The following is an 18,483-nucleotide window of genomic DNA, read 5'->3' on the forward strand; positions in this document are numbered from 1 at the left end:
ATCGTCATGCAGATGCCCTCCTCTTTGGCCCGGCATGCCGCGGTGACGTGTTTTCCGGCGGCAGCCGCATGGCTGTCAGCGCCACCGGCTCCACGACGCGGAGCACGAGCGGTCGACACATTCCACGTCACGTGCTCCAGGGTCTGCGCACGCTCCTGCCGTTGCCATCCGCCAGGAGTCCGGAACGTCCCTGCCAACTGACCAGTGCGGGCCCGGCCACCTGGCGGACCTCCGATCCGATGGATGGATCCACGCTGAGGGCAGATGCGGTGGCTGTGCCAGGGATGACTCAGCGGGCGCCGGCCACCGTCGCCGGGGCCTCGGCCGGGGTGTCACGCAGGCCGAGGCGCAGGTGCTCCACGTGGTAGAGGGCCTGCTCCAGCAGCTCGGCGACGTGGTTGTCGTACAGCGCGTAGATGACCGACCGGCCCCGGCGTTCGCCCGTCACCAGACCCAGATTGCGCAGCAGGCGCAGCTGGTGGGAGCAGGCCGACTGCTCCATACCGACGGCGTCGGCCAGCTCGGTCGCCGCGCACGGGCCTTCCTGCAGGCGGGCCAGGATCCGCAATCGGGAGGGCGTGGCCAGGGCCTGGAGGGTGGCGGCGACGTCGGCGGCGCCCACGGTTTCGAGGCGCTCGCGCGCGGTGGCGGTGGTCTTGGCGTCAGCTCCGTGGCCCATGGCCTTCATCCTACGGAGCAGAACCCATGAACACATGAATGACTATTCATTTGATCCTGTACGGTGGATGTAGCGGCGCCGGTGTCCGGCTGCCCGCGATCACGTCATGCTGTCGCGAAGGACCTCCGCTCCGATGACCTCCACACTCGCGCCCGCCACGGCCGCCAACCGCGCCGCGCTTCCGCACGACGGGGGTGCGCCCTATCGCCGTACCCGGGTCTTCGCGCTGCCCGAGGCGCGCTGGGCAGCCGTGGCCACCGTCTTCTTCCTGCTCGCGCTGCCGCTGCAGCTGACCGGCGCCCCGGCATGGGCATGGGGCCCGCTGTACGCACTGACCTACGCGGCCGGCGGCTGGGAGCCGGGCTGGGCAGGTCTGCAGGCACTGCGGGAGAAGACCCTCGACGTCGACCTGCTCATGGTCGTGGCCGCACTCGGCGCGGCGGCCATCGGGCAGGCGATGGACGGCGCGCTGCTGATCGTCATCTTCGCCACCTCCGGCGCGCTGGAGGCGCTGGCCACCGCCCGCACGGCCGACTCCGTGCGCGGGCTGCTCGATCTGGCGCCGGCCACCGCCACCCGCGTCGACGCCGACGGCGGTGAGACATCGGTCCCGGTCGAGGGCCTGGTTGTGGGCGACACCATCCTCGTGCGGCCCGGAGAGCGCGTCGGTGCCGACGGCCGGGTGCTCGACGGGGCCAGTGACGTGGACCAGGCGACCATCACCGGCGAACCGCTGCCCGTGGCCAAGGAGAAGGGCGATGAGGTCTTCGCCGGCACTCTTAACGGCACCGGTGCGCTGAGGGTGCGGGTCGAGCGCGACACCTCCGACACGGTGATCGCCCGCATCGTGCGCCTGGTGGAGGAGGCGTCCCGGACCAAGGCGCCCACCCAGCTCTTCATCGAGAAGGTCGAGCAGCGCTACTCGCTGGGCATGGTGGCGGCGACCCTCGCCGTGTTCCTGGTGCCGCTCGCCTTCGGCGCGAACCTCACCGACTCGCTGCTGCGGGCCATGACCTTCATGATCGTCGCCTCGCCGTGCGCGGTTGTGCTGGCCACCATGCCGCCCCTGCTGTCGGCCATGGCCAACGCTGGGCGGCACGGCGTGCTGGTGAAGTCGGCGGTGGTGATGGAGCGGCTGGGACAGGTCGACGCGGTGGCGTTCGACAAGACCGGCACGCTGACCGAGGGCACCCCGCGGGTGACCGACATCCGCCCCGCGACCGGTTCCGGGCTCGACGCGGGCCAGTTGCTGATCCTCGCGGCCGCTGCGGAGCACCCGAGCGAGCATCCGCTGGGGCGGGCCGTCGTGGCTGCGGCGCGTGAGCGCGGGCTCACCCTGCCGGTGGCGGAGGACTTCGCCTCCACGCCCGGGGTCGGCGTGAGGGCCACCGTCGAGGGGCGCGTGGTCGAGGTCGGAGCGCCGGCCCGGCTTCTCGGCGAGGCCGCAGACGCCGACTCGGCGCAGGCCGAGGTGCTCGCCGGTGAGCTCGAGGACGGAGGCCGGACGGCAGTGCTGGTCACGGTGGACGGAGTGCCAGCGGGCATGCTCGGCATCGCCGACCGGCTGCGCTCCGACGCCGCCGCGGCCGCCGCGGCGCTGACCTCCCTGACGGGGACGCCGCCCCTGCTGCTGACCGGCGACAACCCGCGCGCCGCCGCCCACCTCGCCGCCGAGGTCGGCATCCAGGACGTACGGGCCGGGCTGCTGCCCGAACACAAGGTGAACGCGGTCAGGCGACTGGAAGCCGCCGGCCGCAAGGCGATGGTGGTCGGCGACGGCGTCAACGACGCACCCGCGCTGGTCGCCGCCCACACCGGCGTCGCCATGGGCCGGGCGGGCTCCGACCTGGCCCTGGAGACCGCCGACGCGGTCATCGTCCGCGACGAACTCGCCACGGTCCCCACCGTGGTCTCCCTGTCTCGCCGGGCCCGCAGCCTGGTCATCCAGAACCTCGTCATCGCCGGAGTGTTCATCGCCGGCCTGGTCGTCTGGGACCTGGTCGGCCACCTGCCTCTGCCGCTGGGCGTCGCGGGCCACGAGGGCTCCACCGTCATCGTCGGCCTCAACGGACTGCGACTGCTGCGCGAGGCGGCCTGGAAGCGGGCCGCCGAGTGAGCCGCCGCAAGGCACCCACGGCGCAGGCGGCGCCCCGGTGCACGGTCACCGTCTGCCGGGGCTGCTGCTGCGGCACCTCCAAGATCCCCGGCGTCGACCACGCCGCCCAACTCGCCACACTGAAGGCCGCGCTGGGCCCGAGGGCCCAGGTCCGGGCGGTGAACTGCCTCGACAGCTGCGAGCAGGCCAACGTCATCGTCGTACAACCGTCCCCGGCCGGGCGGGCCGCCGGCGGGCGGCCGGTCTGGCTCGGACTGGTCAACGACCCCGACGCGACGGACGACATCGTGGCCTGGGTGCGGGCCGGCGGTCCGGGGCTCGCCGAGCCGCCGGACATCCTCGACCTGTACGAGTTCGGCCCCTCCCGGCGCGTACGGCGGGCCGTGGAGGACTGAGTGGCTGTTCTGTAGCCTCCGGCTGCCTGGGTGTTCGCGTCCATCCGACACAAGCAGGGTCAGAGCAGGCTGAGGACCATGAGCACTTCGTCACGGTCATCGCCGGGAGCGAGGCGCAGGGCCCCAGGCCAGCGACCGACCTCCTTTCAGCCCAGTCGTCCGTAGAACTGTTCCAGGCCGACTCCGCCTCGTGCTGCAAGGTGGAGTTGTTCCAGGCCCATCTCCTCACGGACCACTCTGTGAGCCTCGGTCATCAGTGCTGCGCCGTCGGCTGCAGCGGCTGTCCGTCCGACTGCTGTGGCACTCCTACTGGAGCGGGCCGGGCCGGCCGCACGGGCCGAGCTGCGCCACCAGGTTCGCGCCCGGCAGGGGCAATGGTGAATCGGCGCTCGGAGCACCTGACCGAGCGGGAAGAGGAGTTTCTCCGCTGTATCCGGCGGTGGATCTAAGACAAGGGTGAGGGGCCGTCGGTGCGGCAGCTCGCCCACGACGTCGGGATGCGCAGCACCGCGTCGGTCGCCTGCCACCTGGCCCACTGGAACGGTCCGGCGCGCTGATATGCGACGGCCGCAGCTGGAGCACCTGCCGCCTGGGCCACCAACCGGCACTGCAGGCTCAACTGGCTGCGCAACGCTGTGACCAGCTGTGGCCGGGGCGGTGCGCGACTCCTGCGCCAGGGCGGGCAGGGGCTGCGCGGGGCGTCTCCAGGCTCGGGGGAGTGACTCCAGCTCACGGTGCTGCCGGGATTCCGGACCGGGTGCCACACGGGTTCGGAGGGGCCGCCTTGCAGCAGGTCGGTCAGCGGCGCCGCAGCCGCGCTAAACGTTCGACGCGGGCGCGTACTCCACCCCGAAGACGGCCGCACTGTACGGCCAGGCCCTGGAGTCGGTACGCGCTCTCGTCCAGGCGTGCGCCGACCGGGAGGGAACGCTGGACCGCCACAGCGGTGAATCGTGCCCCACTTGGGCCGCTTGGGTTCTCAAGCGCCCCGAAGTGGGTCACGATTCAGCCGACAGACGCCGGCAGGGCAGGCCGTGTTGAGCTGTCCCGAGTTTCGTAGAGTCCGGCGGTCTTGTTTCAGGCGGACTGCGGGGTGGCTTCCTGTTGCCGCCACCAGTCGCGTTCGTACTCGGCGGGCGGTACGTAGTCGAGGGCGGAGTGGAGCCGTTCCTCGTTGTACCAGGTGACCCACTGGAACACTGCTCGCTCGACCTGATCGAAGCCGGTCCAGGGCCCTTGCATCTCGATCAGCTCGGCCTTGAACGTGCCGTTCAGCGCCTCGGCCATCGCGTTGTCGTACGAGTCCGCGACGGAGCCGACCGACGCGGCGGCGCCGATCTCGGCGAGCCGGTCGGTGTAGCGAATCGACACATATTGCGACCCCCTGTCACTGTGATGGATCAGCCCGGAATCCTTCTTGATCCGCCTCCTCCACAACGCCATCTCCAGGGCGTCCAGCGGCAGGTCGGTGCGCATGTGGTTCGCGACCTGCCAGCCGACGATCATCCGGGAGAACACGTCCAGGACGAACGCCACGTACACCCAGCCCGTCCAGGTGCGGACATAGGTGATGTCCGCCACCCACAGCTGGTCCGGCCGGGATGCGGTGAAGTCCCGGTCGACCAGGTCCGGCGGCCTCGGCGCCGACGGATCAGGCACGGTGGTCCGCCGCCGCTGACCGCGGATGACGCCCTCCAGACCCAGCTCGGCCATCAGCCGCTCGACGGTGCAGCGGGCCACCTGGATGCCCTTGCGCCGCAGCGCGCGGGTGATCCGGCGGACACCATAGGTGCCACCCGACTCGGCGTGGACCTCCTTGATCAACGGCATGAGCTGCTCGTCACGCAGCCGGCGGGCCGACTTCGGCCGCTTCTTGCGCGCGTAGTACGCCGACTCGGACAGCCCCAGCACCCGGCAGGCGAACCCGACCCCGAGACCCTTGTCCCTGAGGTGCTCGATCACCTGGTCGGCCTCGTCCGGGGACGGTCGAGTTCGGCCGCAAAAAACGCGCTCACGGCCTTGAGGATCTCATTCGCCCGCCTCAACTCCGAGTTCTCCCTGCGGAGCTGTTTCAGCTCTTCCCGCTCAGCGGTGGTCAGCCGGTCGTCGCGCTCGCCGGCGTCCGCTTCGGCCTGGCGGACCCAACCGCGCAGGGCCTCCTTGTGGATGCCCAGATCCTTCGCGACGTGCGCAATCGGACGGCCGGTGGCGCGGACCTCGCGGACGGCCCGCTCGCGGAGCTCGTCCGGGTACTTACGTGGTGCTGGCACTGCTCGTGGTTCTCCTTCGGGCCAGGATCATAAGCCTGGCTTCAGGGACTCCACGAAACCGGGGTCAGCTCACCCGGAGCACGCTGAGGAGTTCAGGCCACATACGGTCCAGAGCCTGCGGGTGTTCGGCCGTCGAGAGCACGACGCGCGCGACGGTTCTCTGGACGAACGGGTCTTCCATGAGCGTGCGGGCCGCCTTGCACGCCCACGGGGCATCGGCGCAGGTCTGGGCACAGAACGGCCGAGCCAGGTAGAGCGCTTCCAGGCCGCTCGCCGAACGCCAGCGGGTCATCGCCTGCCTGACTCGTGAGTCGTCGGGAGATCCTTCGCCGTTCTTCACCCGCGGGACGCCGACCAGCAGCGGCGCGTCGTCGCCTTCGCTGTACACGGCGGCCTGGCCGATTCCGAGAGTACTGACGAACCGTTGCTGCGCGTCACTCATCGACATGGTGCCGCCGAGCACGGCACGGTCGTCCGAGGCCACCACCCGGTGAGCGATCTTCAGGTTGGTGTTCTTGACGACATCGGGAGCCAGGCGCACGGGTACCTGGTCGGCGATGAGGACCCCCTGCCCGTAGGCGCGGATCTCCGACAGAAGGTTGGTGAAGGTCTCCACCGCCTGCCCGCGCGGGTCGGCGACGTACTCCGAACGGCCGCGTGTCACATTGCTGATGAGCCGGTGCGCCTCCTCGATCACCAGCAGGTGGGTGAGGTCCTGGGCCTGACCGGCGGCACGGCGGTGCTCGGCGAGTCGGATCAGCAGCAGACCGATCAGGAAGGCCTTGTCGTCATCGTCGCCCATGCCCTCGAGCTCGATCACGGCGGGTACGTCGAGGAGTTCACGCATGGGAAGGGATGCCGCGGCGTTGAGCGCGGCTTCTTTGCCCCCACTTCGCAGCGAGTTGAGCCGGGTGGTCAGTGCGGCCTGGATGTCGTCCGTGGTCCGCTGCTCGTAACCGAGGCTCGGCACGACTTCCCGCACCTTGGCGCTGAGGTCGCCCAGCGTGGGGAACGCGCTCCAGGGCACTTCCCCTTCGCCCAGGCGGAGGTTGCGGTTGGTGCTCAGGTTCCAGCCGCGGTCCTCGTACACCTCGTGGAGGCATCGTTCGAGAACCTGCGGAAGGGGACCCCACATCGCGAAACTGGCACCGAACACGGCCCGCAGCAGATCCAGGCGCTCGCTGACCGACGTGCCCGCCGGAACTTCGAGAGGATTGAGCCGCAGCGGGGCCAGGTCCTCCTTGCCCGGCGTGAAGACCCGTAGCCGCCCGGTCAGTTCCGGATGCTCCAGGAGCACCCGGTACTCGGTCTTGGACGGCTCGATGACCAGGAACGGAGTACCCCGTCGGTGGATCTGGGTGAGCAGGTGAAGGATCGTGTTCGTCTTGCCGGAGCCTGTGACGCCGGCGACGAAGGCGTGACGCGTCAGGCTCTTGGGGGTTACTCCGTAGGGGGTGGCGGTGGTCGCACCCTGCTGGAGAACCTGCCCGAGGAGCACGCTCTGCTGCGTCGCGACCGTTCCGGGTACGACGTCGAAGGCGGGGGCGAGGCGGATCGAGAACCCGTTGGTCTCCAGGTTGGGCAGGTGGACGTAGGCGGCGAGCTGTGTCGAAGTGAGGAGGGTCTGATGCTGGAAGGGCTGGCGATAGTAGCCGGGGGCTGCGGTGTCGGGAACCGGGTCGATCATCGCCCATGACGAGGCGAGCCCCGGAACGTCCTGCCGGTCCCAGACACGCACCGTCTCAGGAAGGGAGAGCCCTCCGGAGAAGACGCCGCGCCACAGACTCGCCACCTGTTCGTAGCCCTCCTCGTCACCGAGAAGATAGACCGCGGTGCGCCAAGCGCCGTTGCTCTGGCCGTCCGTGAAGGCCCTGAGCTGTTTGTCGAGAAGCTCCATGTAGTGATCCGCCAGCGGGCTCGGCACTCCGCCCAGCGCCCTGGCAGTCTGCACCGAGCGCATCTCGTTGATCAGGCGGAGTTTCAGATCCCGTACGAAGCCCTCGCCGACCGGCTGAGCCAGGATCAGGGCGGCCCAGCTCAGCCGGCGCAGAGCGCGCAGCAGGCGGTCGAGCTGCGCGGCGCCGTCGGTGGCGTCCGGCGGTTTGGGTGTGGGGATGCCCATGACCAGGCCACCGATCGGCCATCTGTCCATCGCCGGCTCGTCGGCCACGAGTTCGATGGTGAGGTACAGGGTTCTCAGGGCGGTGGCGAGTAGCCGGCCGTTGCACTCGGCCGACTGGGCGGATGCTTCTGCCGGCAGCCAGGTACCGAAGTGGACGGCGGTGTTTCCGGGCTGGGTGCTGACGACGAACGCCATGGGGACCATGTAGTTGTTCAGGGTGACCAGCAGGTCTCTGGTGATCGGGATGCCCGGCCCGCTGCTAGCCGCGAGCGCCGAGCCCTTGTCCAGCCGTCCCACGCTGGTCGCGCGCAGGACCGTCCGCAGCTCTCCCGGCGCCCGGGTCAGCCGGTCGGCCGGAGTGGACGGTGGCGGCGTGAACCCTACGCGCTGGAGGTGGTCCAGACTCGCTGCCGTCAGGTCGTCGGCGGTCATGGGAGCTCACCCGGACCGCCGACCGGGGCCCCGAAGAAGAGGTTGAAGGCGACCCAGCCCATGAAGGCCAGGACGGCGCAGGCGAAGATGACGGCGAAGACCCAGACGATCTTCGGCGTCTGCTTGGCCTGCACACCGGCGCCCGTGGTCACATTCTCGAGGCGGCTGACGTGCAGGGTACCGGACCGTATGCGGCCGCGAGTGCGGACCCAGTCGCCGTCGTGGATGGAGCCCTCGAAGCCGATGCCCCGCATCTCGACGGGGATGAACATGACGCGCTGTCCGGCGTCGTTGTAGCGCTCGAGCCGGAAGGCCCAGACCGTGACGTCTTCGGTCTGGCTCCGGCGCTCGATCCGTATCTGAAGGCCGCGCACCATGCCTTCGACGGTCTCGCCGGAGGATGGCAGCGTGCGTGCCGGGGGCGAGGACGGCGGGGTGTCGGCAGGCTCCTCGGGGAACCGGGGAGGCCGTGAGGACGGCGGGTCCGGAGCGAACTCGCCGCCGCCCGGTCGATGCCTGGCGACGGGCGAGGGCGGGGCAGTCGGCGGCGGAGGCCACGACGGTCCGGCGCGCTCGCCCGGCGACCACAGTGTGAACGTACGTCTGCAGCCGGGGCACGCGGTGACGCCGGCCGGTACCTCCCTGCCGCAACCTCCCTGCCGCAGTGCTCACATACCCAGATGCTGCCCATGCGAGTCTCTTTCCGCGCGCCTACAGAGCACACCACAAAGGGCCACGGCTTCCATTTCCAGCACACACCCATTGAGTCACCAGGGCAAACGCAGATCCGACCCAGTGGCTGCGGCTTCCGAGCGTGGTCGTCGCTCTCACCGCCCGGGCCTTCACCACGGCGCGAGGCAGCGATGAACAGCACTGACATCGGCCCCGGCCGAACACTTCCGTCATGCCGTTCGACCCTTCGAGCGCGAGGCCGGGGAGAGCGGAGGGCGGGAGACGGGTCACGCTCTGCTCGGACAGTTCCTGGCGCGGTTTCCGACCGGTATGAGCCAGCGAGAGCGGCGGCTTGAAGGCTGTCGGAGTTCCCCTGTTCGACGAGAGCGTCTACCGGGCGGCTTGGGCAGGCCGATCAGAGACGGTGATGCCCGAGCAGGGCCCGTTCCTGGGCGAGGTTCACAATTCAAGCCCCACATGCGAGGCAGAGTGCACGTTGAACCCGTCGTCGCTGATCCGGAGACTTTAGTCTCCTATCATACCGAGCGTGTGCTGGAGGCGGGACTGCGATGGGAAGCGCTGGCGACCAGGTTGTGCAGCACCACACCGAACCGGTCGGGGGAACCGGTCGGAAGCCCCGTATGGGCCGAGATCAGCGGAGGGTGGTGCATGCCGCCACCATCGGGTTCTTCGTCGACGTCGTCGATATCTACCTGCCCGCGGTCGTGCTCGCACCCGCAATGGCACACTTCGTGCCGCCGGGCTCGGGGGTGTCGGCCAGCACTACGATGTTCTACGTGGTGTTCGCGGCAACCCTGCTGGCTCGTCCGGTGGGTTCGGTGATCTTCGGTCACATCGCCGACTCGGTGGGACGCCGCGCCGCCACGGTAGTCGCGATCCCGGGAGTCGGCATCTGCACGCTGCTCACCGCGGCGTTGCCCGGCTATGCCGTCTGGGGTATCGCCTCTTTCGTGCTGCTGACCGCCGTCCGGTTCATTGGCGGGATCTTCATGGGTGGTGCCACTGCGGGACTGACCCCCCTGGCCATGGAGGTGGCCTCGAAACCGATGCGGGGTCTGGTTGGCGGCTATACCAACGTCGGCTATCCGCTCGGGGCCGCGACCATCTCCCTCGTGACCGCGGTGATGTTGCAGCTGGTGCCTGCGAACGGCCCCGGTTCGCCCTATGTGGAGTGGGGTTGGCGCATCCCGTTCGTCTTCGGCGGCCTGCTGACGCTGGCCTACTTGGTCTACTTCCGCCGGGTGGTGGGCGAATCACCGTTGTGGCGGGGCGCGTCCGCCGGCTCCGGGGCCGGGCGGCGGCCGCTGGTCGAGCTGATGCGTGGGCGTAACCGCCGATCGCTGCTGCAGGTACTGCTGCTGATGACCGGGATCTGGATGGGGTTTCACGCCATCACCTCAGCTGTCCCCGGTGTCCTGGTGACGTACTTGGACCGTCCCGCATCAACGGTGACCTATTCGCTGATCGTGGCCAACATCGTGCTGGCCGCGTGCTACTTCGGATATGCGGTGCTCGGCCAGCGCATCGGTAGACGACGGCTGCTGCTCGGCGGAGGTATCTCGGTGGCAACAGTCGGCGCCGGGCTCTACGCGTTGGCGCTGGCCAACGCGGACCACGGCGGCTCGCTGGTCGTCACGATGGCGCTGGTGGGCGTGTGCATGGTGCTGGCTACCGGCCTGTTCCCGGTGGTCTGCACCTACATTGCCGAACGGTTTCCGACCGAGGTCCGCTCGACCGGTTGGGCGGTTGGGTATCAGGTGGCGGTGATCCTGCCCTCGCTCTACAGCGTCTACATGCTCGGCCTGGCCAACGTGATGCCGTACGTCTACACCCCGGTGGTGCTGGTGGTGGTCGGCGGTGTGGTGGCCGCGCTCGGCGCCTGGCTCGGCCCCGAAACCCGCGACGTCGACTTGGAGGTAGTCCAGTGAGTGAGCTGTGGCATCTGTCGGCGGAGCAGCTCGCGGCGCTGGTCCGGCGAGGAGAGGTGCGCGCCGGCGAGGTGCTGGAGGCGCACCTGGAGCGGATCGAACGGGTGGACCCGCTGGTGAATGCGCTGCCGGTGCGCCTGGTCGAGCGGGCGCGAGCGGAAGCGGCTGCACTGGACTCCGGACAGGTCGAGGCCGATGGTGCCCTGGCGGGTGTCCCGATCGCGATAAAGATCAACACTGCTGTGGCCGGGGTGCCGACCAGCAACGGCTGCCCGGGGCTGGCCACCACCCCGGAGGTCGCGGATTCCTGGGTGGTGACGGCACTGCGCCGGCAGGGCGCGATCATCGTCGCGCTGGCCAACGCTCCGGAGTTCTCGCTGCGTTGGCATACGGACAACCCGCTGTACGGGGCGACCGGAAACCCGTGTGCTCCGGGTCGGGTTGCCGGCGGTTCCAGCGGCGGTTCGGCCGCCGCGGTCGCCACCGGCATGATTCCGCTGGCCCAGGGCAACGATCAGGGTGGCTCACTGCGGCACCCAGCCTCGTGCTGCGGCGTGGTAGCCATCCGGCCAACCGTCGGGCTCACTCCGCCGGACGGCATCAACGCCAGTTACGGGACACGGCTGTTCGGGGTCGAGGGCGTGCTCTCCCGAACCGTGGCGGACAACTGGCTCGGGCTGAGCGCCGTCCTGGACGGCCGACCGGATCGGTTTCCGGCACCGACACCGTCGCCGCACGGCATCGACGGTGGCCGAATCGGCGTGGTCACCAGTCCCGGCGGCGGCGGTGTCGATCCTGAGGTCAGCGCGGCGGTGCACCAGGCGGCGTCGATCCTGGCCGATGCCGGGGCGCACATCGAGCTGATCGACCCGCCCGGAATTCGCGACCTCGAACAAGTCCGTGGAACGGTGGTCTATGCCGAAACGCGGGCAGGCTGGCACACCAACCGGATGCTCGGGGATGAGCGGACGACGCTGAGATCGCTGTCCCACATGGAGAACTACTTCCCGGCGGTCGACCTCCCCGGCTACCTGGCAGCGCTGAAACGGCTCACCGAACTGACTGCGCAATGGCATGAGTTCGCAGCGGGTTTCGATGCCATCATCGGCCCGGTGGCCACCGAGCCACCGTTCGAGATCGGGATGGACACTGGCGACGCCGAACGTGCCCACCAAGTGATCGACTCGATGCGGTTCGTCACCGCGATGTCGGCGGTGGGCAGCCCGGTGGCTGTGGTCCCGGTGAGCACCGGAACCACCGGCCCGCTCGGAGTGCAGATCGTCGCCCCGCCCTGGCACGAACGGCGATGTGCCGAGCTGGCCGGCATCATCGAGGCCGCCGTCGGCGCCAGCATGCCGGTCGACCCGGCTGGGCTGGTCGGCGTCTGACCAGCGTGCGGCGGTGTCTTGGAGGCGGTGGGCAGCTGAGGATGCCAGTCGTGGGCCCCGAGATGCGTGGCCCGCTGGTGGCCCGCCGCCGTGAAGGCCTTGGTGATGGCGATCTCCACTCCGGTCAGGCGTGCGCCGGTCATCCGGTGCAGGGCTATGGGGTGGGCGCCGTCGTCGGCGATGCAGATGGTCTGCTTCACGCCGATTCGTTCGGCTTCCGTCTCTGCGGCCTGCAGCATGATCAGGGCGTTTTCGAGGGTCAGCCGGTGCACGGTGAACATCAGGACTCCAGACAGCCGTAGTAGACGGTCTTGGGTGTCGGTGACGAATTCCAGGGCCGTACGGCCGCCCTCGGGGAAGGAGCCGGAGCTGGAGGCGCCCCACCCGCCGAACGGGTGGGCGACGCCGTGGCCGGTCGTGCGGTCGTTGACCTTGGCGATGCCAGAGCGGGCTTACCACACGAAGCGGCCGGTGGTGCCGAGGTCGCGGGTGTGCGCGGCGGTCACCAGGCCGTGTGGGTCCGCGTTGATCACGTCGATTCCCTCTTGGGGGTCGTCGACGGGCACGATGCTGAGCAGCGGGCCGAAGATCTTTGCTGTGTTCAGCGGGTGGTCCTCGGATACGCCTGCCAGCAGGGTCGGAATGACCCAGTACCCCTCCGGATCGAGATCGTGCAGCAGGCTTCCGCGGCCGACCGCTTGTGCCCCTGCGGCTGGGGTGGAGTTGAGCAGCCCGACGAGCCGGTCACGCTGTGCGCGGGTGGCGTCTTCGCCCGGGCCCACCCGGAGCCGGGTCACCTCCTTGCTCGACAGCTCGGTGAACGCGCCGGGTGCCGGGGGACCGGATCCACTCCACCACCGGGCTGATCCTGCGGGCGGAGAAGAGCGTCCTCTTCGTCATCCCGTGGGGGCGGCACTGGATGGTCGGGACCACCGACGCCGACTGGGGCCTGGACAAGGCGCATCCGGCGGCGTCGAGTGCGGACATCGACTACCTGTTGGAGCACGTGAACCCCGTGCTCGCGGCCTCCCTCTCCCGCGACGACGTGCAGGGCGTCTGCGCCGGTCTGCGGCCGCTGCTGGCCGGGGAGTCGGAGGCGAGGAGCAAGTTGTCCCGCGAGCACACCGTGGCGCGTCCGGTGCCGGGGCTCGTGGTGGTGGCGGGCGGCAAGTACACCACGTACCGGGTGATGGCGAAGGACGCCGTGGACGAGGCCGTGCACGCGCTCGACCAGGGGGTCGCGGACTGTGTGACGGAGGAGTGCCGCTGCTCGGCGCCGAGGGCTACCACGCGCTGTGGAACGTGCGGGCCGCACGGCGGCCTGCACGGGCCGGCACGTGGCGCGGATCGAGCACCTGCTGAACCGGTACGGGTCGATGACAAAGGAGCTGCTGGACCTCGTCGCCGCCGACCCCGCGCTGGGGGAGCCGATCGCCGCCGCGGAGGACCATCTGCGGGCGGAGATGGTGTACGCGGCGTCGCACGAGGGCGCCCGGCATCTCGACGACGTGCTGACGCGCCGCACCCGGATCTCCATCGAGACCTTCGACCGCGGGACGCGCTCGGCGCGCGAGTGCGCCGAGCTGATGGCGACGGTGCTCGGCTGGGACAAGGAGCAGGTGGAGAAGGCCGAGCACTACGAGAAGCGGGTGGAGGCGGAGCGCGAGTGGCAGATGAGCCGGACGACCAGGCGGCGGACGCGGTGCGGCTGGGCGCGCCGGACACAGTGCCCCTGTAGTAGTCGCGGTAGTCGTGGCACCCGCGGTGGCGTGGCGGCCGGGCCGGGCGCGGAGCCACGCGCCCGGCCCGGAGCGGTTACGCCCGGCCGCGCAGGAGCAGTGCGGCCGCCGTGGCCGCGGGCGCCACCATCGCCGCGACCGGTGGCGCCCACACGATGAGCAGGCCGCCCGCCACTCCGCCGACGAGCAGGGCGCCGAGGACGGCGGTGCGCAGGCCCGCGTGGGTGCGGTCGCCGTCGGCCAGGCCGGAGATGAGCGAGGTGAGGGTGCCGGTCACGAACGTGGTGGTGATCCCGGCCCGGTCCATCCGGCGTGCGGCGGCGGTCTGCAGGCCCATGGCCGTGGCCGACACCAGGATCAGGCCGGCGCCCGCGGCGGTGCCCGGATGGGTGCCCGTCGCCGCCCAGCCGGTCAGGAAGACCAGGTGCAGGACGAGCGTGCCGTGGAGCGCGGACGACCCGGTGCGGGCGGGGCGGCGGAAGCCCGCCAGCATGCCCGCCGTGAAGCCGGCGAAGGACGCGGTGCAGCGGAGCACGTCGCCGTGCAGGATCTCCGTCCAGGACTCGCCCCGGCCGACGGCCATGCCGACCATGACCAGGTTGCCGGTCATGTTGGCGGTGAAGACGCTGCCAAGGCCGAGGAAGGAGACCGCGTCGGTGACGCCGGCGGCGAGGGTCAGGAGCAGGAGTGCGAGGTCGGTTCGGCGGTGAGGGGTCCGCGCCGGAGACGTGCTGTCCGGCGCGGGCCCGGTCATGCCGGGGGGCCCGTCAGGGACCCCATCGGCTGCTGCGGTGGAGGCGGCGGTCATGCGGACCGTACGGCGATCTTCCGCTCGAAGGCCGCCAGCGCCGCGGCACCGACCGCCTTGTCCTGCTCGCCGTTGCCGCCGCTGACGCCGACGGCCCCGATCACCTGACCCTCGTACACCACCGGGAAACCGCCGACGAATGCGGCGAAGCGGCCGGGGTGCATGTGCTGGATGCCGAACGCCTCGTTGCCGGGCAGGGCCGGGCCCTTCGGCTCCTCGTTGAACAGGTGGGTGGCGCGCTGGTGGCCCGCGGCCGTGAACGCCTTCGCGATGGCGATCTCGACCCCCGTCAGCCGGGCGCCGGTCATCCGGTGCAGGGCGATCGGGTGGGCGCCGTCGTCGGCGATGCAGATGGTCTGCTTGACGCCGATCCGTTCGGCTTCGGCCTCGGCGGCCTCCAGCATGATCAGGGAGTCCTCGAGGGTCAGGCGGTGGACGGTGTGCATGGTTCTCCCGTCGGGTGGGTTGGTTCGGGCTCGGTCGTACGGACCGTCGGTACGGGCCGTCGTCAGGCCAGGACGTTGCAGTACACGGTCTTGGTGTCGGTGAGGAAGTCCAGCGCAGTGCGGCCCCCCTCGGGGAAGGCGCCGGAGCTGGAGGCGCCCCAGCCGCCGAAGGGGGGTGCCACGCCGTTGCCGGTGGTGCGCTCGTTCACCTTGACCAGTCCGTAGCGGGCCGCGCGGATGAAGCGGCCCGCGGTGGCCAGGTCGCGGGTGTGGATGGCGGTGACGAGGCGGTGGTCGTCGGCGTTGATCTCCGCCAGGGCCTGCTCCGGGCCGTCGACCGGGACGACGGACAGCAGCGGGCCGAAGATCTCGCCGGTGATCGCCGGGTGGTCGGCCGGCACGTCCGTGAGCAGCGTCGGCAGCAGCCAGTGGCCGGCCGGGTCGGTGCCGGGGACGAGGGTGCCCTGGCCGGCAATCTTCGCGCCCGCGGCCACCGCGGAGTCGAGGAGGGCGGCGACGCGGTCGCGCTGTGCCGCCGTGGCCGCCGGGCCCATCGCCGCGGCCGGGTCGTCGCCGCGGCCCGCGGTGAGCTTCGCGGCCCGCTCGGCCAGCAGCTCCGTGAACTCCGCCGCCACCGAGCGGTCCACCAGCACCCGGTCCGTCGCCGTGCACACCTGCCCGGTGAGGCCGAAGGCGCCCCCGACGACCTCGGCGGCGGCGTGCTGCAGATCCGCGTCGGCGCAGACCAGGGCGGCGTTGTGGCCGCCCAGCTCGAACTGGACGCGCACCCCGGGCCGTACCGCGCGGTGCAGGGCGGCACCGGTGCGGTTTGAGCCGGTGAACGTGACGGCCCGCACTTCCGGGGCGCCGGCCAGCGCCGCCATGGCCTCCGGGTCGTCGCCCTGGACGACGCGCAGCGCCTCCTCGGGCACGCCGCCGCGGTGGCAGGCGGCGGCCAGCCGCTCGCTCACCCCGGGGGTGACCGGCGAGGGCTTGAAGACGACGGTGTTGCCGGCCGCCAGCGCCGGGGCGATCTTGCGGGCGGCCAGGGACAGTGGGAAGTTCCACGGCGTGATGGCCACGAGGACACCGAGCGGCACCCGCAGCGTGAACGCGGACACCGCGGCCGACTCCGCGGGATAGGTGCTGCCCTCTGCGAGGAAGGCGAGCTGCGCCGCCAGCCGGAACTGCTCGACGGTCTTGGCGACCTCGCCCCGGGCGGCGCCGACCGTTTTGCCCTCCTCCCGGGAGATCAGCTCAGCCAGCTCCACCGCCTCGGCGGCCAGCTGGGCCGCGGCGCCGTGCAGCGCCTCGGCGCGGCGTCCGGCCGGGGCGGCGGACCAGTCGGCGAAGGCGCCGTGTGCAGTTCGCACTGCCTCGACGGCGTCCTCGGGGCCGGCCGCCGGCACCTCGGTGACCAGTTCGGAGGGGTTCGCGGGGTTGTAGGACGTGAGCGTCGTCATGGAGTCATCCCAGCGGTCTGGTGTGCAAGAAGGTTTCCCGTCAAGATGACCTCCACGTCCTCGTCGGCCGTGACCCGGCGTCGCTGGGCTCGTATCTCTGCCTTGTGTGAACCAGCATTCGCCGCGCACGGCCAGGCGGCTTCGTACAAACCGCACCTTCGCCGCAGGAGGATGTAGGCAGATGGCACAAGATGGCATGCACAAGAGGGGTCTCACCGTCGAATCGCTGCTGGCCGAGCCCGTGCTCCGCGGGCGGCTGCTCGGCGGCAAGGCGGGACTGAGGCGGCCGGTCACGTGGTGCCTGCCGCTGGCTGAGCTGCCGCCGGACCCCGGCCCGCAGCGGCCGGTGGCCGGGGCGGACCTGGCCGGCATAGCCGTATACGGGACGGCCGCCGAGCTGGTCTCGGCGACCGACTGCCGGCGGCTGCTGGCCGGGCTCGCGGCGCGCCGGGCGGCCGTGGTGCTCGCCCGGCTGCGGCCGGGGACCGAGCCGGACTTCGGGCCGCTGATGCGGGCCGCGGACAGCGCCGGGCTGCCGCTCGTACGGCTGGCGCCGGAGGCCGACTACCACCGGGTGAGCCGGCTGGTGGCGGTCAAGGCGATCGCCGACACGGCGCACGTGCTGGAGTACAGCGTCCGCGTGCACCGCACCTTGGGCGAGGTCTTCGCCGCCGGCTCCGGGCTGCCGGCGCTGGCCTGGTCCATGGCCACGCTGTCCGGCGGCTCGGTGCTGATCATGGACCAGGACGGCGAGCTGCTGGCCCGGGCCGAGCGGGACCGGGCGGCCTGCGACGCGGAGTGGCGGGAGCTGGCGGAGGCGGTGCACAAGCAGCAGGGATACGCCTTTGAGTCGGGTGACGACATGGCGGCCGACCATGCGCCGGACCACGGGCACGGCCATGCGGGCGCCCACGACCTGGTCGCCGCCGCGCCCTGGGGCGAGCAACTGCACGTGGTCACCGCGCCGGTGCGGGTGGCCGGCGAGCCGTACGGCACCGTCGCCGTCGTCGAGCCCGTGCTGCCGCCCGGAGAGCACGCGCTGGCCCAGCACCGGGTGATCGTCGAGCAGGGCGCGCCGCTGGTGGCGTCCGAGATCCTGCGGCAGCGCTCGGTCACGGAGGCGGAGGAGCGCTCCCGGGACGACTTTCTGGACACGCTGGTGCACGGGCGCTTCACCGACGTGCACGAGCTCCAGGCCCGCTCCCGGCACTACCGGTTCGACACCGAGGCGGCGCACGCGGTCTACGTCGTCCCGATGCAGGCGGTGGGGCCGGCCGCCCGGGCGCAGTCGCTGCCGCGCGCGGTGGGCGCGCTGCGCGGGTCGGCGGGCTTCACGATGGCGGCGCTGATGGGGCAGCTACTGGTGGTCGTCGCGGAATTCGGCGATCCGGGCGAGAAGGCCGAGCTGCGGCGCTTCGGGCGGCAGCTGCACCGGCTGGTGGCGGATCGTGCGGGTGGCGCGGCGCAGGTGGCGTACGGGCGGATGGCGCTGGGCGCGGCGGGGGTGGCCGCGGGCTACCGGGAGGCGCGGATCGCGCTGGAGCTGTCTGGGCGGGTGCCGGTGCCGGAGGTGTGCGGGTACGAGGAGCTGCGGGTGTTCGCGGCGGTCGAGGCGGCGGCGGACTCCGCGCAGGGGCGGGAGTTCGCCGCCGAGGTGCTGGAACCACTGCGGCGGGCGGACGGGCAGACCGGGAACCTGGAGGAGGTCGTGCTGGCGTACATCGCGGAGTCCGGGAATCTGAATGCCGCCGCGCGGCGGCTGCAGCTGCACCGGAACACGATGCTGTACAAGTTGGAGCGGGCGTCGCGGGCGCTGCAGATGGATGTGCGGTCGGCGGAGACGCAGTTCACGGTGTGGCTGGCGCATCGCATCGAGACGCTCAACGATTCTCTGCGAGTCCTGCAGGCCGAACTCTCACCGCCGGCATAGGAGGAGCAGCTCGGCCCCGCCTGGAGCGGGCGGCGCTGGTGGCTCCGCCCCGCCTCCTGGGCGGCTGGCGATGC

The 18,483-nt window shown here is 71.1% G+C and carries 13 protein-coding genes and 4 pseudogenes; 7 read left to right on the forward strand and 10 right to left on the reverse strand.

Translation table 11 applies throughout. The annotated features are described in order from the left end of the window. Positions 1-289 precede the first annotated feature (289 nt). Positions 290-679, reverse strand: a complete 390-nt coding sequence (locus tag ACX25U_RS37870) for an ArsR/SmtB family transcription factor (protein ID WP_454386786.1) — start codon at positions 677-679, stop codon at positions 290-292. Positions 680-812: 133 nt separating this feature from the next. Here ACX25U_RS37870 and ACX25U_RS37875 point away from each other — a divergent pair, with 133 nt between their 5' ends. Both ACX25U_RS37875 and ACX25U_RS37880 read left to right on the forward strand, forming a co-directional pair. Continuing rightward, positions 813-2,795 (forward strand): heavy metal translocating P-type ATPase, encoded by a 1,983-nt coding sequence (locus ACX25U_RS37875; RefSeq protein WP_454386788.1) that lies wholly within the window; start codon positions 813-815, stop codon positions 2,793-2,795. After that, the gene (locus ACX25U_RS37880) at positions 2,792-3,190 is read left to right on the forward strand and encodes a (2Fe-2S) ferredoxin domain-containing protein (RefSeq protein ID WP_454386790.1); all 399 of its coding nucleotides are present in this window, start codon (positions 2,792-2,794) and stop codon (positions 3,188-3,190) included. Before ACX25U_RS37875 ends, ACX25U_RS37880 begins: the two co-directional genes overlap by 4 nt. A 59-nt stretch (positions 3,191-3,249) precedes the next feature. On the opposite strand, the pseudogene ACX25U_RS37885 reads toward ACX25U_RS37880, so the two are convergent. Beyond that, positions 3,250-3,456: pseudogene (locus tag ACX25U_RS37885) on the reverse strand (GNAT family N-acetyltransferase); the annotation flags it as partial. Between the two features lie 198 nt (positions 3,457-3,654). Here ACX25U_RS37885 and ACX25U_RS37890 point away from each other — a divergent pair. Continuing rightward, positions 3,655-3,747 (forward strand): annotated as a pseudogene (locus ACX25U_RS37890) (hypothetical protein); the annotation flags it as partial. A 520-nt stretch (positions 3,748-4,267) separates the two neighbouring features. Here ACX25U_RS37890 and ACX25U_RS37895 read toward each other — a convergent pair. The 3 genes from ACX25U_RS37895 to ACX25U_RS37905 all read right to left on the reverse strand — a co-directional run bounded on the left by ACX25U_RS37895 (position 4,268) and on the right by ACX25U_RS37905 (position 8,391). Next, positions 4,268-5,460 (reverse strand): IS3 family transposase gene (locus tag ACX25U_RS37895; RefSeq protein ID WP_454385104.1). Its coding sequence is split into 2 segments (ribosomal slippage): positions 4,268-5,190 and positions 5,190-5,460, totalling 1,194 coding nucleotides; the frame shifts between segments, so codons are not numbered across the junction. Between the two features lie 64 nt (positions 5,461-5,524). Continuing rightward, positions 5,525-8,014 (reverse strand): ATP-binding protein, encoded by a 2,490-nt coding sequence (locus ACX25U_RS37900; RefSeq protein WP_454386791.1) that lies wholly within the window; start codon positions 8,012-8,014, stop codon positions 5,525-5,527. Continuing rightward, positions 8,011-8,391 carry a hypothetical protein gene (locus tag ACX25U_RS37905; RefSeq protein ID WP_454386792.1) on the reverse strand — a complete coding sequence of 127 codons (381 nt, stop codon included), beginning with the start codon at positions 8,389-8,391 and terminating at the stop codon, positions 8,011-8,013. The genes ACX25U_RS37900 and ACX25U_RS37905 overlap by 4 nt, the downstream gene beginning before the upstream one ends. Positions 8,392-9,351: 960 nt before the next feature. Here ACX25U_RS37905 and ACX25U_RS37910 point away from each other — a divergent pair. Both ACX25U_RS37910 and ACX25U_RS37915 read left to right on the forward strand, forming a co-directional pair. Next, positions 9,352-10,635: an MFS transporter gene (locus ACX25U_RS37910; protein WP_454386794.1), complete on the forward strand. Its 1,284-nt coding sequence runs from the start codon at positions 9,352-9,354 to the stop codon at positions 10,633-10,635. Continuing rightward, positions 10,632-12,023, forward strand: coding sequence for an amidase (locus ACX25U_RS37915; protein WP_454386796.1), 1,392 nt, complete (start codon positions 10,632-10,634; stop codon positions 12,021-12,023). The genes ACX25U_RS37910 and ACX25U_RS37915 overlap by 4 nt, the downstream gene beginning before the upstream one ends. Before the next feature lie 50 nt (positions 12,024-12,073). Here ACX25U_RS37915 and ACX25U_RS37920 read toward each other — a convergent pair. Both ACX25U_RS37920 and ACX25U_RS37925 read right to left on the reverse strand, forming a co-directional pair. Next, a pseudogene (locus tag ACX25U_RS37920) lies at positions 12,074-12,304 on the reverse strand (GlcG/HbpS family heme-binding protein); the annotation flags it as partial. A gap of 171 nt (positions 12,305-12,475) precedes the next feature. After that, positions 12,476-12,835, reverse strand: coding sequence for an aldehyde dehydrogenase family protein (locus ACX25U_RS37925; protein WP_454394695.1), 360 nt, complete (start codon positions 12,833-12,835; stop codon positions 12,476-12,478). Positions 12,836-12,852: 17 nt separating this feature from the next. Between ACX25U_RS37925 and ACX25U_RS37930 the strand changes: the two are divergent. After that, positions 12,853-13,761 (forward strand): annotated as a pseudogene (locus ACX25U_RS37930) (glycerol-3-phosphate dehydrogenase/oxidase); the annotation flags it as partial. A gap of 77 nt (positions 13,762-13,838) precedes the next feature. Here ACX25U_RS37930 and ACX25U_RS37935 read toward each other — a convergent pair. The 3 genes from ACX25U_RS37935 to ACX25U_RS37945 form a co-directional block, all read right to left on the reverse strand. Next, positions 13,839-14,570, reverse strand: a complete 732-nt coding sequence (locus tag ACX25U_RS37935; protein WP_454386798.1) for a YoaK family protein — start codon at positions 14,568-14,570, stop codon at positions 13,839-13,841. Next, entirely contained in the window at positions 14,567-15,016 is a 450-nt protein-coding gene (locus ACX25U_RS37940; RefSeq protein ID WP_454386800.1) for a GlcG/HbpS family heme-binding protein, read from the reverse strand. The genes ACX25U_RS37935 and ACX25U_RS37940 overlap by 4 nt, the downstream gene beginning before the upstream one ends. 62 nt (positions 15,017-15,078) lie before the next feature. After that, on the reverse strand, positions 15,079-16,479 hold the full coding sequence (locus ACX25U_RS37945; RefSeq protein ID WP_454386802.1) for an aldehyde dehydrogenase family protein: 1,401 nt from the start codon (positions 16,477-16,479) through the stop codon (positions 15,079-15,081). Between the two features lie 196 nt (positions 16,480-16,675). Here ACX25U_RS37945 and ACX25U_RS37950 point away from each other — a divergent pair, with 196 nt between their 5' ends. Next, positions 16,676-18,409 (forward strand): PucR family transcriptional regulator, encoded by a 1,734-nt coding sequence (locus ACX25U_RS37950; protein ID WP_454386804.1) that lies wholly within the window; start codon positions 16,676-16,678, stop codon positions 18,407-18,409. Positions 18,410-18,483 lie beyond the last annotated feature (74 nt).

The sequence above is a fragment of the Streptomyces sp. JNUCC 63 genome (genome assembly GCF_054366325.1).

Excerpts from the sequence above, each read along its gene's own strand:
- ACX25U_RS37870 (WP_454386786.1), bottom strand. The coding sequence starts at position 679 with ATGGGCCACGGAGCTGACGCCAAGACCACCGCCACCGCGCGCGAGCGC.
- ACX25U_RS37875 (WP_454386788.1), top strand. The coding sequence starts at position 813 with ATGACCTCCACACTCGCGCCCGCCACGGCCGCCAACCGCGCCGCGCTT.
- ACX25U_RS37900 (WP_454386791.1), bottom strand. The coding sequence starts at position 8,014 with ATGACCGCCGACGACCTGACGGCAGCGAGTCTGGACCACCTCCAGCGC.
- ACX25U_RS37905 (WP_454386792.1), bottom strand. The coding sequence starts at position 8,391 with ATGGTGCGCGGCCTTCAGATACGGATCGAGCGCCGGAGCCAGACCGAA.
- ACX25U_RS37935 (WP_454386798.1), bottom strand. The coding sequence starts at position 14,570 with ATGACCGCCGCCTCCACCGCAGCAGCCGATGGGGTCCCTGACGGGCCC.
- ACX25U_RS37940 (WP_454386800.1), bottom strand. The coding sequence starts at position 15,016 with ATGCACACCGTCCACCGCCTGACCCTCGAGGACTCCCTGATCATGCTG.
- ACX25U_RS37945 (WP_454386802.1), bottom strand. The coding sequence starts at position 16,479 with ATGACGACGCTCACGTCCTACAACCCCGCGAACCCCTCCGAACTGGTC.
- ACX25U_RS37950 (WP_454386804.1), top strand. The coding sequence starts at position 16,676 with ATGCACAAGAGGGGTCTCACCGTCGAATCGCTGCTGGCCGAGCCCGTG.